Annotated in this window: 15 protein-coding genes and 1 tRNA gene; 3 read left to right on the plus strand and 13 right to left on the minus strand. The window is 68.4% G+C overall.

Translation table 11 applies throughout. From position 1 onward, the window contains the following. Positions 1-22: 22 nt before the first annotated feature. A complete protein-coding gene (locus tag WDLP6_RS22835) occupies positions 23-802 on the plus strand; it encodes an enoyl-CoA hydratase (RefSeq protein ID WP_162594196.1) in 780 nt (259 codons plus the stop codon). 7 nt (positions 803-809) lie between these two features. On the opposite strand, the gene WDLP6_RS22840 is transcribed toward WDLP6_RS22835, so the two are convergent. Beyond that, positions 810-2,021, minus strand: a complete 1,212-nt coding sequence (locus WDLP6_RS22840; protein WP_162594197.1) for a hypothetical protein — start codon at positions 2,019-2,021, stop codon at positions 810-812. Next, positions 2,018-2,686 carry a sigma-70 family RNA polymerase sigma factor gene (locus WDLP6_RS22845; protein WP_232077230.1) on the minus strand — a complete coding sequence of 223 codons (669 nt, stop codon included), beginning with the start codon at positions 2,684-2,686 and terminating at the stop codon, positions 2,018-2,020. Before WDLP6_RS22845 ends, WDLP6_RS22840 begins: the two co-directional genes overlap by 4 nt. A gap of 137 nt (positions 2,687-2,823) precedes the next feature. Here WDLP6_RS22845 and WDLP6_RS22850 point away from each other — a divergent pair, with 137 nt between their 5' ends. Both WDLP6_RS22850 and WDLP6_RS22855 read left to right on the plus strand, forming a co-directional pair. Then, complete coding sequence (locus tag WDLP6_RS22850) at positions 2,824-4,377, plus strand: VWA domain-containing protein (RefSeq protein WP_162594198.1); 1,554 nt, start codon at positions 2,824-2,826, stop codon at positions 4,375-4,377. Between the two features lie 32 nt (positions 4,378-4,409). Then, a tRNA-Met gene (locus WDLP6_RS22855) sits at positions 4,410-4,486 on the plus strand. A 64-nt stretch (positions 4,487-4,550) separates the two neighbouring features. Here WDLP6_RS22855 and WDLP6_RS22860 read toward each other — a convergent pair. The 11 genes from WDLP6_RS22860 to WDLP6_RS22910 all read right to left on the minus strand — a co-directional run bounded on the left by WDLP6_RS22860 (position 4,551) and on the right by WDLP6_RS22910 (position 14,960). Further along, the gene (locus tag WDLP6_RS22860; protein WP_162594199.1) at positions 4,551-5,519 is read right to left on the minus strand and encodes a Bug family tripartite tricarboxylate transporter substrate binding protein; all 969 of its coding nucleotides are present in this window, start codon (positions 5,517-5,519) and stop codon (positions 4,551-4,553) included. A gap of 19 nt (positions 5,520-5,538) precedes the next feature. Next, on the minus strand, positions 5,539-6,747 hold the full coding sequence (locus tag WDLP6_RS22865; protein WP_232077232.1) for a CaiB/BaiF CoA transferase family protein: 1,209 nt from the start codon (positions 6,745-6,747) through the stop codon (positions 5,539-5,541). 5 nt (positions 6,748-6,752) lie between these two features. After that, complete coding sequence (locus WDLP6_RS22870) at positions 6,753-7,550, minus strand: SDR family NAD(P)-dependent oxidoreductase (RefSeq protein ID WP_162594200.1); 798 nt, start codon at positions 7,548-7,550, stop codon at positions 6,753-6,755. A 163-nt stretch (positions 7,551-7,713) separates the two neighbouring features. After that, a complete protein-coding gene (locus WDLP6_RS22875) occupies positions 7,714-8,634 on the minus strand; it encodes a hydroxymethylglutaryl-CoA lyase (protein ID WP_162594201.1) in 921 nt (306 codons plus the stop codon). An 11-nt stretch (positions 8,635-8,645) separates the two neighbouring features. Beyond that, a complete protein-coding gene (locus WDLP6_RS22880) occupies positions 8,646-9,581 on the minus strand; it encodes an electron transfer flavoprotein subunit alpha/FixB family protein (protein ID WP_162592270.1) in 936 nt (311 codons plus the stop codon). Between the two features lie 2 nt (positions 9,582-9,583). After that, entirely contained in the window at positions 9,584-10,333 is a 750-nt protein-coding gene (locus WDLP6_RS22885) for an electron transfer flavoprotein subunit beta/FixA family protein (RefSeq protein ID WP_162566932.1), read from the minus strand. Further along, a complete protein-coding gene (locus tag WDLP6_RS22890; RefSeq protein WP_162594202.1) occupies positions 10,333-11,124 on the minus strand; it encodes an enoyl-CoA hydratase/isomerase family protein in 792 nt (263 codons plus the stop codon). Before WDLP6_RS22890 ends, WDLP6_RS22885 begins: the two co-directional genes overlap by 1 nt. Further along, complete coding sequence (locus WDLP6_RS22895) at positions 11,124-11,534, minus strand: Zn-ribbon domain-containing OB-fold protein (protein WP_162594203.1); 411 nt, start codon at positions 11,532-11,534, stop codon at positions 11,124-11,126. Before WDLP6_RS22895 ends, WDLP6_RS22890 begins: the two co-directional genes overlap by 1 nt. Continuing rightward, complete coding sequence (locus WDLP6_RS22900) at positions 11,531-12,697, minus strand: thiolase domain-containing protein (protein ID WP_162594204.1); 1,167 nt, start codon at positions 12,695-12,697, stop codon at positions 11,531-11,533. The genes WDLP6_RS22895 and WDLP6_RS22900 overlap by 4 nt, the downstream gene beginning before the upstream one ends. Continuing rightward, positions 12,694-13,857 (minus strand): acyl-CoA dehydrogenase family protein, encoded by a 1,164-nt coding sequence (locus WDLP6_RS22905; protein WP_162594205.1) that lies wholly within the window; start codon positions 13,855-13,857, stop codon positions 12,694-12,696. The genes WDLP6_RS22900 and WDLP6_RS22905 overlap by 4 nt, the downstream gene beginning before the upstream one ends. After that, positions 13,854-14,960 (minus strand): acyl-CoA dehydrogenase family protein, encoded by a 1,107-nt coding sequence (locus WDLP6_RS22910; RefSeq protein WP_162594206.1) that lies wholly within the window; start codon positions 14,958-14,960, stop codon positions 13,854-13,856. Before WDLP6_RS22910 ends, WDLP6_RS22905 begins: the two co-directional genes overlap by 4 nt. Between the last annotated feature and the right edge of the window lie 148 nt (positions 14,961-15,108).

A 15,108-nucleotide genomic window follows, 5' to 3' on the forward strand; every position in this document is an offset into this window, starting at 1 on the left:
TGTTCGTTTCAAGGAGATCCGCATGAGCTACGAAAACATCGAAGTCCGCACCGAGGCCGGCAAGGTCGGCATCGTGACGCTGAACCGGCCCAAGGCGCTGAATGCGCTCAACGACGCGCTGATGACCGAACTCGGCCAGGCACTCAAGGCCTTCGATGCCGACAGCAGCATCGGCTGCATCATCGTCACAGGCAGCGAGCGCGCCTTCGCGGCCGGTGCCGACATCGGCGCGATGGCCAAGTACAGCTTCGCCGACGTCTACAAGGGCGACTACATCACGCGCAACTGGGAGACCATCCGCAGCGTGCGCAAGCCGGTGATCGCGGCCGTGAGCGGCTTCGCGCTCGGCGGCGGCTGCGAACTCGCGATGATGTGCGACTTCATCATTGCCGCAGACAACGCCAGGTTCGGCCAGCCCGAGATCAAGCTCGGCGTGATCCCCGGCGCCGGCGGCACGCAGCGCCTGCCGCGCGCGGTCGGCAAGTCCAAGGCGATGGACATGGCCTTGACCGGCCGCATGATGGACGCGACCGAGGCCGAGCGCTCGGGGCTGGTGAGCCGCGTCGTGCCCTACGACAAGTTGATGGACGAGGCATTGGGCGCCGCCTTGGTGATCGCCGACTTCTCGCAGGTCGCGGTGATGGCCGCCAAGGAATCGGTCAACCGCGCCTTCGAAGGCAGTCTGTCCGACGGCGTGATGTTCGAGCGCCGGCTGTTCCACGCGCTGTTCGCCACCGCCGACCAGAAGGAAGGCATGGACGCCTTCATGAACAAGCGCAAGGCCGAGTTCAAGCACGAGTGAGGCCGCGCTAGGGTGCGCGCGGCGGCGCCGTGGGCGGCGGGTCTTGCGGCGGCGGGGCCGGCTCCGGTTTTGCGGCCTCGGGCCGGGATGCGTCCGGCGGCGGCTGCACCGCTTCGCCCAGTGCGCTGCGCAGCGCGTCGAGCGCCGGTGCCGATGGCGCGCCGGTGGCCGGCGGTGAGCGGCCTTCGCGCCAGCGCACCTGGTTGCGCCCGAGCTCGAACACGGCCAGCACGTCCTTGCCGCGTTCGAGCGTGATGCGCCATTCCGGCGCGCCTGCGAGCGGCTGCGCGCCCGCGGCCGAGATCGCCGCCGACCCCATCAGCGCATCCAGCGAACCGGCCTCGGCGCGCGTGAGGCTGCGGGTCGCGCCACCGCGTTGCGCGATCGTGATCCGCGTCCATTGCGAGAGCGCTTCGAAGGTCGGCGGCTCGGTTGCGTCGGTGCGCGCCGAGGGCGGCGCGGCACGTGCAGCACCGGCGGCGCTGCCACCCGGCGCCACGAGGCCGGCGGCCGGCGCAGCCGCGGGCGCGGCCGGCGGCGCACCCGCGAAGCGCGGCAACATCGAAGCCTCCTGGTCCTTGCGCGCACGCTCCGCTCGCGACGGCGCAGGCGCGTTGGGCGTCGGCGAAGCGGCCTTGGCACGGCTCTGCTTCGCCATACCCGACAGGTCCGGGCCGAACAGCGCAATGTTGTTCGTCGCATCGGAAGCATCGGGGGACGGCGGCAGCGGCGGCGGCGGGCTGACCGGCTCCAGCTCGGGCAGCAGCGACGGTGGCCCGGCCGGGATGGCCTGGGAGGCCGCCGACGTGGCCGGCGCCGGCGATGCGCTGGCCGGCACGGCAGGGCTCGGCGCAACCGTTCGCGGCGGTGCCGCGGCGACCTGCCTTTCGCTGTCGGGCCGTGCGTCGGGCACGGACTCGCGCTGCCAGAGGACGGTCACGAGCGTGGCGAGCAGCACGGTGGCGAAGGCCGCGTTCCAGGGCATGCGCGAGCCGCTGCCGCCGGTCCATCCGCCCGCGCGCCACCACGGCCTCTTCTCCTCGCGTTCGAGCAGCACGGCGTCGGAGACCGCGACCGCTTCGTGCGCCTTCTGCAGGATCGTCTTGCGCAGGCGCCAGTCGGGCACGGCCGCGTGATCGGGAGCGTGCAGCAATGCGCGGCGCAGCGCGTCGTCCTGCAGCGGCCCGTCTTCTTCGGGGGTTGGCGCGGCATCGGTCATGCGCGGTGCTCCAGCACGGACAGGTAGCGCTCCATGCAGCCGCGCAATTTCTTCAGGCCGTAGCGCAACCGGCTGCGCACCGTCTCGAAGCCGACATCGAGCGTGACGCCCAGCGCTTCCACCGTGAAGCCGTCTTCGTTGTGCAGCAGGAAGGCCGAGCGCTGGTCGTCCGGCAGTTCGTCGAGGCAGGCCAGCAGCCGGCGGCCGGCGGCGCGCCAGAAGGCGGTCTCCTCGGCCGAGGGATGCGCGGCATCGCGGGCCGCGCCGCCGTCGCGCAGCAGGCCGCGGCTGAAGAGCCGCGCGGCCTCGAGGCCGTCGCCGTCCTCGTCGTGCGCATAGAACGCGACCTCGCGCCCGCTCATGCGCAGCCGGTCCATGGCGAGGTTGTGCGCGATGGTGAAGGCCCAGGTCCGCCAGGTCGCGCCCTGCGGGGAAAAACTCTCGCGCGCGGCGACGATCCGCAGCCAGGTGTCCTGGAACACCTCGTCGACCTCCGACGCGAGGCGCATGCCCATGAGACGCCGCACGAAGCGGAACAGCGCGCTCTCGTGCCGCGCGTAGAGCGCATCGAAGGCGGTGGTGTCGCCGCCGGCGTAGGCGAGCATCAGCTGGTCGTCCGGCATGGCGTCGTGCAGGGAAGGGGTCGCGGCGGTGGGCGCAAGCATCGGCAGATTTTCACCTCACGTTCTACGGACAACATGGTCGCTCGGGGTTGGCACCGGCAAAAAATATATCGCGCGAGCGCTGACCCGCCTGGTACCGGTGCGCCGTATCAGGCTGCATCCACAACCCGGAGCCATCGATGACCCCTCGCCCTTTCTTCCTGCAACGACCGCTCGCCGCGCTGCTGTGCGCGCAGCTGCTGCTCGGCGCATGCAGTGCCACCGAGCTCGCACCCGGCGCCGTGCGCTGGCCGTCGCCCGCGCCGCAACCCGAACCCGCGGCCTTCGCGCCGCCGCAGTGGCCGGCGCAGATCGTGGCACGCACGGAGCCGAATTTCGAAGCCCCGTCGGCCGCCCATTGCGCGCGTCCGGTGCAGACGCACGAGACACCCGGCCGCGATCCGGGCCAGAGCGGCCGGCGCATGCCGCGCGAGGAAGCGATCTACGGCGATGCAGGCGCGACGCGCAGCCGAAAGGACGAGGCGAAAGGCACGGCACCGAGCGCAGCCGCCACGGACGAGACAGCGATCGGCGCCATGGCGGCGCCTTCGCCCGTGGCGCGCGCCGCTGGCCCGGACATCGCGCGCGAAGGGGAGGCCCCGCGTTTCGCACCGCCCTCACCCCTTTCGCCGCCACCGATGCAGCGGCCGCGGCCGCGCAGCGAGGCGGTCACCGCCGGCATGGTGGACGACAACGCCGACTTCTCGGCCTACCTGCAGTTCCGCCAGCGCACACAGGTCGCGCATCGCGAGCGCGACATCCGCGAGCGCTACCTGCTGCAGGTGCGCGATGCGCGCGGCGCCGGCGTGCCCGACGCGGAGGTGGCCGTGCAAGGCGCGAATGGCGCCGCCATGTGGGCGCGCACCGATGCGGCCGGCCGCGTGTGGCTGCATCCGAACGCCTTCGATCCCTTCGGCAGCCCGGTGTACGAAGTCGCCGTGCGCAAGGACGGCCGGCAAGGCACGACCTACCTGCGTCGCGGACAGAAAAGCGCGGTCGAGTTGGTGCTGGATGCGCGCCCGGCGCCGCAGCGCGCAAGGCTGGACCTGGTCTTCCTGGTCGATGCCACCGGATCGATGGGCGACGAGATCGGCAAGCTCAAGGCAGCGCTGCATTCGATCGCCAACGAGGTCGCTCGCTTGCCCAGCCATCCCGACACCTGCTTCGGGCTGGTGGCCTACCGCGACCGCGGCGATGCCTTCCTGGTGCGCCGCCACGATCTGACCAACGACCTCGGCGCCTTCCAGTCGGTGCTGAATGCGCTGCAGGCAAATGGCGGCGGCGACTATCCGGAAGCGATGAACGAGGCGCTGCACGAGACGGTGCACGACCTGAGCTGGCGCGGCAGCGGCGCCATCCGCATGGTCGTGCTGCTGGCCGATGCGCCGCCGCATCTCGACTACGGCGGCCCGCAGTACGACGACGACATGATGGCCGCGCTCGGCAAGGGCATCAAGGTGTTCAGCGTCGGCGCGAGCGGGCTCGACAAGCAGGGCGAATACGTGCAGCGCCAGATTGCGCAGTACACCGGCGGGCGCTTCGTGTTCCTCACCTACCGGGACGCCGCCGACCCGGCGAGCGGCCCAGGCCGCGAGACGGTGCACGACGTCGGCAACTATTCGGTGCAGACGCTGGACCGGCTGATCGTGCGGCTGGTGGCGGACGAACTCGCGAAACTTCCGCCGGCCGGCTGAGGCCGCGCGGAGATGGCTATAATGTCGGGCTCGGCTCTTTAGCTCAGTCGGTTAGAGCGATGGAATCATAATCCACAGGTCCGCGGTTCGAGTCCGTGAAGAGCCACCAGGTACAGCAAGAAAAGCCCGCCATCAGACCGATGGCGGGCTTTTTCTTTGGCACGCAGGCCCCGTCACTTGGCCGCGGCCGCCGGCTTCAGCGTCTTCGCAAGCTCGCCCCATTGCGCGAGCTCTGCGGCCTGCGTCGCACCCAGCTGGGCGGCGGTCCCTGTCATGGCCTCGTAGCCATAGGTCGCGGCCAGGTGCTGGAACTCGACGGACTTCTGGATCTTTGCGATCTCCGCGTTCAGGCGGTTCACGATGTCGGGTGACATCCTGGCGGGCCCGTACAGCGCGTACCAGCCGGACGTGTCGAAGCCCGGGTAGGTCTCGGCCACTGTCGGCACGTTCGGCGTGAGCGGATGCCTTCGGGTCTGCGTGGTGGCGATGGCCTTGACCTTGCCGGCCTTGATCAAGGGCATGGCCGCGCCCAGGGAGTCGAAGAAGATGTCGAGGCGACCGCCCATCAAGTCGGTATAGACGCCGGCGGCGCCCTTGTAGAAGACGTCGGTGAACTGCACGCCGGCGCGGCGGCTGAACAGAATCGAAGCGAGGTACGAGGCGCCCGTCGACGAGGCCGAGCCATGGTTCAGGTGCTGCGGGCTCGCCTTGGCGAGCGCCACCAGTTCGGGAATCGTGTTCGCCGGCAGATCGGGCCTGGCCAGGATCACATGGGACACCGACACCAGGCCGGCGATCGGACTGAAGTCCTTGACCGTGTCGTAGGGCAGCGGAATCTCGGACAGGAACGGACTGATGGTCTGAAAACTGTTGGCGCTGACGACGAGGGTATGGCCGTCGGGCGCGGCCCGGGCAGCCCGCGCCAGCCCGATCGTGCCGTCGCCGCCAGGCACGTTCTCCACGACGAACTGCTCGCCCAGTGCCTTGCTCAGTTCGACCGCGAAGAATCGGGCGCTCTGGTCGACGCTGCCTCCCGGCAGCAACGGCACGATGACGCGCACCGGTTTCGCAGGCCGGGTCTGCGCGAGCGACACCGGGGGCAGCAGGGTGAGTGCCAGGACGGCACGGCGTGTCAACTTCATGGACTTGCTCCTTCTTCCTTCATGGGGCCAGGACGCTGCCGTCCGCCAGCATGGCGGCGATCTCATCCTCCGGATAGTCGAGGCCACGGAGCACCTCGATGCTGTGTTCGCCGAAGCCGGGGGCATGGCGGCGTATCGAAGCGGGCGATCTGGAGAATCGGATCGGCGAGCGCACCAGCGTCGTCGCACCTTCGGTCGGATGCTGGTGCGCCTCGAACATGCCGACCGCCTGCAGGTGCTCGTCCTGCGGCAGATCCTCGATATCGACGACAGGCATGCACGGGATCTCGCCGGCCTCGCAGATCGCCACCCATTGCGCGGTCGTGCGGCTCGGCGTCAGATCACGGATCAGGCCGTAGAACGCGTCCGGGTGCCGGACCCGCGCGGCGTAGCTGCAAAAGCGCGCGTCGTCCGCCACCTCGGGCCGGCCGACCGCCGAGAAAAAACTCCGGCACTGCCGATCGTCGTAGGGCAGGATGCAGACGAAGCCATCCTGGGTCGGGAAGGGTCGCCGCGACGGTGAACTGGCCCGCGCGTAGCCGATCTTTCCCGGCGGCTGCGCGTAGGCGCCCGCGCCCAGATGATCGATCAGGTTGAAAGCCACGAGCGTCTCGAGCATGGGCACTTCGACGAATTGGCCTTCCTGGGTTCGCGACCTGTGAAGCAGCGCCGCCAGCACGGCCTGACTCACCGTGAGACCCACGATCTTGTCGGCGATGGCGCTCGGCACATAGCGCGGTTGGCCGTCCTGGCGAACGAACAGGCTGGCGAGACCCGACGCCGCCTGGATCGCGTCGTCCAATGCCGGCTTGGCCCGGTACGGGCCATCCTGGCCGAAACCGTAGGCGCCCACGTACACGATGCCGGGATTGAGCGCTGCCACGGCCTCATAGCCGAACCCGAGCCGTTCGATGGCCTGCGGCCGCATGTTGTGAATGAAGACATCGGCCGTTGCCGCCAGCCTGCGCAGCACCTCCTTCGCACCGGCCTGCTTCAGGTCGATGGCGACCGACCGCTTGTTGCGGTTCATGTTGAGGAAGCTGCCGCTCATGCCGGGCGTGCGCGCGGCGCCCAGATTGCGCGCGATATCTCCCGCCGGCGGCGCTTCGATCTTGATCACGTCGGCGCCCATGTCGCCCAGTGTCTGGGTGGCGTACGGGCCCAGCATCACCGTCGTCACGTCCACGACGCGGATGCCTTGCAGCGGGCCGTGCATGTCGCGATCCATGAGGCTCAGAGTGCGCGCACGACGCCGCCGTCGACGATGACGCTGGCCCCGGTCATGTAGCTGGCGCGATCGGAACAGAGGAAGGCGATGACGTCGGCCATTTCCTCGGGCTTGCCCCAGCGGCGACCGGGCAACAGCACGTCCCTGGACCAGCGCTGCATCTCCTGCGCGTACTTGTCGGCATCGCCGCCGGTCAGGTCGCGCAGCTTGCGGTCGAAGCGCGGCGTCATGGTGAGGCCGGGCATCAGGTAGTTCACGCGAATGTTGTCGCGTCCGAACTCCTGCGCCAGCGCCTTGGTGAAGTTGAACATCGCGGCCTTGGCCGGCCCGGACACGGTCGATGGCCCCTTGGGCGCCTGCTTGGCCGTGATGCCGCCGAGGTTGAGGATGACGCCGCCGCCCTGGCGCACCATGTGCGGAACAACCTGCTGCGACATGACGTAGGTCGAGAAGAAGTTCAGCCGGAAATTGTCTTCGAGGTCCTTCACGGTGACCGCCAGGAAGCCCTTGGACATTCCCGTGCCCGCGTTGTTCACCAGCACGTCGATGCGGCCCCAGCGCGCAATGATCGCTTCGACCAATGCAGGCAATGATTCGAGCTCCGTCATGTCCCCCGGCAGGGCGAGCACCTCTGCGCCGGTCGAGGACGCGATTTCGTCGGCCGTCGCCTGCAGCACCGGCGCCCGGCGCGCATTGATGGCGACGCGCGCGCCTTCGCGTGCGAAGGCCAGCGCGGTCGCCTTGCCGATGCCTTCACTCGCACCCGTCACCAAGACGACCTTGTGTTTCAGTCCCAGATCCATGCTGTCTCCTCGAGACCGCGACGACGAGGAACGGGCACCCCGAGATCGCCGCGGCTGGTATCCCGGTTTTGTCACCGGTCCACGCGGGTGACAATCGAAATGTTTTGAGTTGGCTTGAGAAAAAGATCAGGCGGCAGCGGCCGCCGCGGCACCGCACATCGTCTCAGCCTTCGCGCTTCGTGCGCAACGCCTTCGACGCCCGCGAGTTCGGTTCGCGGCCCAGCGCTTCGCTGATGTACACGCCCGCGTCGATCAACCGGTCCAGGTCGATGCCGGTCTCGATGCCCATCCCGTGCAGCATGTAGACCACGTCCTCGGTGGCCACATTGCCGGTCGCGCCTTTCGCGTACGGGCAGCCGCCGAGCCCGGCCGCCGAGGTGTCGAACTGCCACACGCCCATCGCCAGGCTCGCGAGCGTGTTGCCCAGCGCCTGGCCGTAGGTGTCGTGGTAGTGGCCCGAGATGTCGTCGATGCCGAAGTGCTTCAAGGTCGCTTCCAGCGCGCGCTGCACCTTGACCGGGGTGCCTACGCCGATGGTGTCGGCCATGCCCACGTGCTGCACGCCGATGTCTTTCATGAGGCCGGCCAGCATGTCGACGCGCGCGGGCGCGACTTCGCCTTCGTAGGGACAGCCCACGGCGCAGGACATCGCGCCGCGCACGTAGATGCCCTGGTCGCGCGCGGCCGCCACCACCGGCCGGAAGCGCTCGATGCTTTCGGCGATCGAGCAGTTGATGTTGCGCTGGCTGAAGGCCTCGCTGGCGGCGGCGAACACCACGATCTCGTCGGGCCATTCCTCGCGCGGCGCGGCGATGGCGGCCTCGAAGCCTTTCATGTTGGGCGTCAGCACCGAGTAGCGCACGCCGGTCTTGCGGTGGATGCCGTGCATGACCTCGGCGTTGTCGGCCATCTGCGGCACCCACTTGGGCGAGACGAAGCTCGTCACCTCGATCTCGCGCACCCCCGCATCCTGCAGCCGGTGCACGAGGCCGATCTTGATCTCGGCCGACACCGGCTGCTTCTCGTTCTGCAGCCCATCGCGCGGGCCCACGTCGACGATCTTGACTTTGGAGGGGAGTCGCATGGGCCGCCTCGTCAGAGCGCCTTGACCAGTTCCGGCACCGCCGTGAACAGGTCCGCCACGAGCCCGTAGTCGGCGACGCTGAAGATCGGTGCCTCCTCGTCCTTGTTGATGGCCACGATCACCTTGGAGTCCTTCATCCCCGCCAGATGCTGGATCGCCCCCGAGATGCCCGCGGCGATGTACAGCTGCGGTGCGACGATCTTGCCCGTCTGGCCCACTTGCCAGTCGTTCGGTGCGTAGCCCGCATCGACGGCCGCACGGCTGGCGCCCAATCCGGCGTTGAGCTTGTCGGCCAGCGGCGTCATCACTTCCTGGAACTTCTCGGCGCTGCCCAGGGCCCTGCCGCCACTGACGATGATCTTGGCCGAGGTGAGTTCGGGCCGGTCGTTCTTGGCGATCTCGCTGCCGACAAAGCTGCTCTTGCCCGAGTCGGCCACGCCTTCGGCGTTCTCGACGCTCGCGCTGCCGCCGGTGGCGGGCGCAGGATCGAAGCCGGTGGTGCGCACGGTGAGGACCTTGATCGCATCGGCGCTTTGCACAGTGGCGATGGCATTGCCCGCATAGATGGGGCGCTCGAAGGTGTCGGGACTGTCGACCTTGGTGATGTCGCTGATCTGCGCGACATCGAGCTTGGCGGCCACGCGCGGGGCGACGTTCTTGCCGTTGGCGGTGGCCGGGAACAGGATGTGGCTGTAGTTCTGGGCGATGGCCAAGACCTGCGCGGCGACGTTCTCGGCAAGGTTGTCTTTCAGGCTGGCGCTGTCGGCCACGATGACCTTGGCGACGCCGGCGACTTGCGCAGCGGCCTTGGCGGCTTCGGCGGCGTTGGCGCCGGCGATCAGCACATGGACCTCGCCACTGGCGCAGGCGATGGCGGCCGTCACGGTGTTGAGGGTCGCCGGCTTGAGGGTGGCGTGGTCGTGTTCTGCGATTACGAGGACGGTCATGTTCAGATCACCTTGGCTTCGTTCTTGAGCTTGTCGACCAGCGTGGCAACGTCGGGCACCTTGATGCCGGCGCCGCGCTTGGGGGGCTCCGCGACCTTGAGGGTCTTCAGGCGTGGCTTGGCGTCGACACCGAGGTCCTCGGGCTTGAAGACATCGAGCGTCTTCTTCTTGGCCTTCATGATGTTGGGCAGGGTCACGTAGCGCGGCTCATTGAGGCGCAGGTCGGTGGTGATGACGGCGGGCAAGCTCAGCTGCAGGGTCTCCAGGCCACCGTCGACTTCGCGGGTGACGTTGACTTTGTCGCCGTTGACTTCGACCTTGCTGGCGAAGGTGGCCTGCGGCAGGTCGGCCAGCGCGGCGAGCATCTGGCCGGTCTGGTTGGCGTCGTCGTCGATGGCCTGCTTTCCGAGGATGATGAGGCCGGGCTGCTCTTTGTCGACCAGGGCCTTCAGGAGCTTGGCGACGGCCAGGGGCTGCAGTTCCTCGCTGGTCTCGACCAGGATGCCGCGGTCGGCGCCGATGGCCATGGCGGTGCGCAGGGTTTCCTGGCACTTGGCATCGCCGCACGAGACGGCGATGACTTCGGTGACGACGCCTTTCTCTTTCAAACGCACGGCTTCTTCGACGGCGATCTCGTCGAAGGGGTTCATGCTCATCTTGACGTTGGCGATGTCCACGCCGGTGCCGTCGCTCTTGACGCGCACCTTGACGTTGTAATCGACGACCCGCTTGACGGGGACCAGGACCTTCATCACTCTCCTTTGAACGACGGTTTTCGTTTCTCGTTGAACGCCTTGACGCCTTCCACCCGATCCTTCGTGGGCACGAGATGGTTGTAGGCTTCGATCTCGACCACCAGGGCGTCTTTCAGTGCCATGCCCAGGCCGCGCGAGACCGAATGCTTGATCTGCCGCGTCGACAGCGGCGCGTTGCCGGCAATGAGGCGCGCGGTCTCCAGCGCGCGCGCAAGCAACGCGTCGAGCGGCATCACTTCGTTCACCAGGCCCCATTGCTGCGCCTGCATTGCAGTGAAGGGCTTGCCGGTCAGGATGTATTCCTTGGCGAGGCGCTCGCCGATGGCACGGGGCAATGTCTGCGTGCCGCCCGCGCCGGGCATGATGCCCAGCCTGGCTTCGGGCAGCGCGAACCTGGCGTGGTCCGCGGCATAGAGAAAATCGCAGCAGCCGGCGATCTCGCAGCCGCCGCCGAAGGCTGCGCCGTTGATCGCACCGATCACGGGCAGCGGGCAATCGAGCAGCGCGCGCGCCATGCGCTCGAAGATCAGATGCTGGGTCGTCCAGGCCTCGCTGCTCATGCCGTCGCGCTGCTTCAGGTCGCCGCCCGCGCAGAAGCCCTTGGCGCCGGCACCGGTGAGCACGACGCAGCGCAGCGCGCCGGGACGCTGCGCGATCGACTCGAACAGGTCCACCAGGTCCAGGCCCATCTGGGTATTGAGCGCATTGAGCAGCTCGGGACGGTTCAGCGTCACCAGCAGCACGTGCTCGTCCTGCGGCGCCGCCAGAAGCGTCTCGTACGCGCGCATCACGAAGCCTCCGCCGGGCCGAACATCGGCACCCTGACGCCGCCATCGGCCTCGACGAAACAGACCTTCACGCGCGTGCCGACGGGCGGCGTCGAATCGCCGAAGCCCGAGAGGTCGCTCATCAGCGTGACGCCTTCGTCCAAGGTCACGTAGGCCACGCAATACGGAACGGGCACGCCCTTGCGCAGCAGGCTGGCGCTGTACACCGAACCCAGGCCGGCGGAAGACTTCCACGCCGTGCGGTCCGAATGGCAGTGCGGGCAGATCCCGCGCGGCGGATGGTGCGCCTGGCCGCAGGCGTCGCAGTGCTTGTAGACGAGACGGCCTTCGGCCGCCGCATCGAAAAAGGGCTGGGCCTCCGGATTGACCAGCGGCGCTGGAATCTTTCGGACAGGGATCTCGGTGCTCATGCTCGCTCCAGGATGAGGGTGGCCGAGGCGTGGCGACTGCCCAGCATGCCGCCGGTTCCCTGGGCCAGGGCCAGCGCGCAGTCCTTGACCTGCACGGCAGGGTGCGCTTCGCCGCGCAACTGGCGCACGGCCTCGATGATCTTGGTCATGCCGCCGCGGTTGGCCGGATGGTTGTTGCACAGCCCCCCGCCGTCGGTATTGATGGCGAGGCGGCCCTGGCCGGCGATCAATCGGCCGTCGGCAACGAAACGGCCGCCCTGGCCCTTCTCGCAGAAACCCAGGTCCTCGAGCTGAATCAGCACCGTGATGGTGAAGCTGTCGTAGATCGAGGCATAGCGAATGTCACCCGGCTTCACACCGGCTTCGGCGAAGGCCGCGGCGCCGGATGGCCGGGCGGCCGATGTCGTGATGTCCGGGCGCGCGCTGTTCACGTAGCCCACGGCCTCGCCGCCGCCCACAAGGCGCACCAGCGGTCGCTTCAGGCTGCGCGCGATCTCGGGCCGGGCGACGATCACCGCGCCGCCGCCGTCGGTCACCACGCAGCACTCCATGCGATGCAGCGGATCGGCGATGAGGGGCGACGCGAGCACATCCTGCACCGTCACCACGTCGCGCAGCATGGCATGGGGATTGTGCTGCGCATGGTGCGAGGCCGTGACCTTGATCCAGGCCAGTTGCTCGGCGGTCGTTCCGAATTCGTGCATGTGGCGCTGGGCCGCCATCGCATAGCTGTTGATCGGCACCAGCCCGTAGGGCGACTCGAACGGTGCCTCGGGCGCCAGCAGGTTGTACGCGCGCGCCTGCGTGCCGCTGGAGCCTTCCGAACGCGGGCGCCCGGCCAGCGTGACCAGCGCGACATTGCAATGCCCGGCCTCGATGGCCTGCGCCGCATGCCGCACGTGAATCAGGTAGGAGGAGCCGCCGGTGTCGGTCGACTCCACGTAGCGCGGCCTCAGCCCGAGGTAGTCGACCATCGACAGCGGGCCGAGCCCGGGCGCATCGCCCGCGCAGAAGTAGCCGTCGACATCGCTCGCCTGCAGCCCTGCGTCATGCAGGGCGCCGCGCGCCACTTCGGCATGCAGCTGGGCCACGCTCTTGTCGGGTGCATGGCGTGTGGGATGCTCGTAGGCGCCGACGATGCAGGCGCGTTCGCTCTTGTTCATGATGGCAGCCTCAGAATCTCGCGGGCCAGCACGTTGCGCTGGATCTCGTTGGTGCCGCCGTAGATGGTCGAAGGCAGCGCGCGGAAGAATGGTCCCAGCACGTCGATCTCGGCATCGCCCACCTGCACCGTGCCGCGCAGCTGAGCCAAGGGTCCGGCGGCGCGGATCACCTGGTCGGCGATGGCCTGGAAGCTCTCGGTGGAAATCACCTTCAGCATCGAGATGTCCGGCGGGATCGGATCGCCGCGCTTGACGATCTCGATGAAGCGTTCGTAGCAGGCGGTGTGGTCTTCGACCTGCATGCGCAGTTTCGCGAAGATCAGCGCGAAGGCCGGATCCGCATGCAGCCCGCGCGCCTCGGCGACCCGCGACAGCACGCCGAGCGCGTAGTTCGGGTACTTGGGGCTGCCGAGGAAGATGCGCTCGAAGCCCAGCAGCGCCTTGGCAATGCCCCAGCCCTCGTTGGCGCCCCCCACCAGGTTCGCGACGGGCACGCGCACGTTCTCGAGAAACACCTCGCACAGCTCGCTGTGGCCGGCCACGTCCCTGATCGGCCGCACGCGGATGCCGGGCTGCTTCATGTCCGCCAGCAGGAAGCTGATGCCGGCCTGCTTCTTGGCCTGCTTGTCGGTGCGCGCGAGCACGAAGATATGGGTCGCATCGGTGGCCAGCGTGGTCCAGATCTTCTGCCCGTTGAGGACGTATTCATCCCCGTCGAGGACGGCCTCGGTGCGCAGGCCGGCGAGGTCGGACCCGGCATTCGGCTCCGAGTAGCCCTGGCACCAGAGATGCTCGCAGGCGATGATCTTCGGCAGCCATTGCTTCTGCTGCTCGGGCGTGCCGTGGCGGATCAGCAGCGGCCCCACCATCAGGATGCCCATGTCGGCGAAGCGCGACACGCCCCAGCGCTCGTGCTCTTCGTAGAAGATCAGCAGCTTGCCCGGATCGAGGCCCATCCCGCCATGCTCGCGCGGCCAGTTGGGCGCGATCCAGCCGATCTCGGACATCCTGCGATACCAGAAGCCGATCTCGTGCCAGAACAGGCGTCGCGAGGGGTAGCGCAGTTCATTCGGGTAGTTCGCTTCGAGGAAGGATCGAACGCGCTGGCGGAAGTCGTCGTCCGCGAGCGCGTTCCAGTCGGTCGTTGCGGGATCGTTCATGCGTTGGCGGCCTCGAAAGGTGCGGCATGCGCAGCGTAGCGGCGCACGTGTTCGTCCGCATTGCCCAGCCAGGCGGAAAAGGTCAACGCGCGATTCAGATGCAGGCTCAGGTCGTACTCGTCGGTGAAGCCGACGGCGCCGTGCAGCTGCACGGCCATGCGCGCGATGCGGTCCAGGGCATCGCCGGCCCGCGCCTTCGCGCGACTGGCCAGGCAGGCGCGTTCATCGGGCGTGCACCCGGCATCGACCTTGGCGCAGGCGTGCTGCGCCACGTCGCGGGCCATCTGTTCGGCAATGTGCATGTCGACGGCCTTGTGCTGCAGGGCCTGGAACGCGCCGATTGGCTTGCCGAACTGCGTGCGGGTGCGCAGATACTCCTGCGTCAGCGCGTTCATGCTTCGCATCGTGCCCGCCATCGAGACGGCCGCCATGATGAGCGCGAAGTCGAGCGCCTTGCGCGCCGCGGTCGCCGCCCTGGCCGGATGCGCCACGACGCAAGCCTCGGGCACCGCAGCGCCATCGAACTTCAGCCAGGCCGCAGCGGTCCCGTCGGCGCGCGCTTCGCGCCGCACGCTCAGGCCTGCTGCATCGGCGGACACGCACAGTGCGGGCAGGCTCTCGCCGTCGGCGAACACCAGAAGAAGATCGGTTGCGTCGCATGGCGTGACGAGGCGAGCGCTTCCGCTCACTCGCCATCGACCCGCCTGCGACGTGCAGGTGGAACCCGGGTCCATCCAGGCCAGCGCCGGGACGGCAGCGCCCTGGAGGGTGGATGCGAGCAAGGCGGAACGCGCAGGCCCGTCGGCGTCGACCAGCATCGTCAGCGCGAGCACGCCGCTCGCCACCAGCGGCTCGGGACCCCCGGCGGCGCCCCATTCGTACACCAGCTGCCCCATTTCCTCGAGCCCGTTGCCCAAGCCGCCATCGGCCTCCGGCACGAGCACCGAGAGCCAGCCGAGTTCGGCCATCTCGCGCCAGACGTCGCGATCGAAATCGGGGACGCGGTCGCGGCAGGCGCGAACGCGCGCGGCGTCGCCTCGGCCGGCAGCGAACTGGCGTGCCGCATCCGCGAGCATGCGTTGGGGGTCGTTGTGCGGTCGCATGGGTCCTGCTGAGTTGATCACTGTCTCCTGCATCGAAGCATCCCGCATGCGGCCGCCTCTGACAATTGACCTTTATTGTCCGGTGGTGCAACGCAGTTCAACCCATGTCAGCAGTCGATTTAGTTTTACTGGCTGCCTCGAAAAAATA

Origin of the sequence: Variovorax sp. PBL-E5 (genome assembly GCF_901827185.1) — a bacterium.
In the GTDB taxonomy this organism is placed as follows: Bacteria; Pseudomonadota; Gammaproteobacteria; order Burkholderiales; family Burkholderiaceae_C; genus Variovorax.